The organism is Streptomyces sp. P9(2023), from assembly GCF_032436795.1.
GTDB lineage: Bacteria > Actinomycetota > Actinomycetes > Streptomycetales > Streptomycetaceae > Streptomyces.
The window spans coordinates 1-1,067 of the sequence record NZ_JAUPWM010000098.1; the positions used below are offsets into that span (position 1 = coordinate 1).

Sequence of the window (1,067 nt, forward strand, 5' to 3'; positions counted from 1 at the left end):
ATTCTCGACGCGCTGCTGCGTGAGGACCCCACGTCCCGCGTGGCCGTCGAGACGCTGATCACCACCGGCCTGGTGCACGTCGCCGGTGAGGTCACCACGAAGGCGTGGGCCGACATCCCCGCCCTGGTGCGCGCGAGGATCCTGGAGATCGGGTACGACTCGTCGCAGAAGGGCTTCGACGGCGCGTCCTGCGGCGTCTCGGTCTCCATCGGGTCGCAGTCACCGGACATCGCGCAGGGTGTCGACACGGCGTACGAGAAGCGTGTCGAGGGTGCCACCCAGAGGGACAACGAGGACGAGCTCGACAAGCAGGGCGCGGGCGACCAGGGTCTGATGTTCGGCTACGCGTCGGACGAGACCCCGGAGCTGATGCCGCTCCCGATCTACCTGGCCCACCGGCTGTCGCGCCGGCTGACCGAGGTCCGCAAGAACGGGACGATCCCGTACCTGCGTCCCGACGGCAAGACCCAGGTCACCATCGAGTACGACGGCGACAAGGCCGTCCGCCTCGACACGGTCGTGGTCTCCTCGCAGCACGCCTCGGACATCGACCTGGAGTCGCTGCTCGCGCCGGACATCCGCGAGTTCGTCGTACAGCACGTCCTCACCCAGCTCCAGGAGGACGGCATCAAGCTGGACACGGACGGCTACCGCCTGCTGGTGAACCCGACCGGCCGTTTCGAGATCGGCGGCCCGATGGGCGACGCGGGTCTGACCGGCCGCAAGATCATCATCGACACGTACGGCGGCATGGCCCGGCACGGCGGCGGCGCGTTCTCGGGCAAGGACCCGTCGAAGGTCGACCGCTCGGCCGCGTACGCGATGCGCTGGGTCGCCAAGAACGTCGTGGCGGCCGGTCTGGCCTCGCGCTGCGAGGTCCAGGTCGCGTACGCGATCGGCAAGGCCGAGCCGGTCGGTCTCTTCGTGGAGACCTTCGGCACCAACACCGTGGAGACCGAGAAGATCGAGAACGCCATCGGCGAGGTCTTCGACCTCCGCCCGGCCGCGATCATCCGCGACCTCGACCTGCTCCGCCCGATCTACGCCCAGACCGCGGCGTACGGCCA

1 protein-coding gene is annotated in these 1,067 nt (G+C 69.1%); it reads left to right on the plus strand.

Annotated features, from left to right (window positions below):
- Positions 1-1,067, plus strand: a 1,067-nt coding sequence (gene metK / locus Q5762_RS36785) for a methionine adenosyltransferase (protein WP_315896671.1), incomplete at both ends; no start/stop codon positions are given.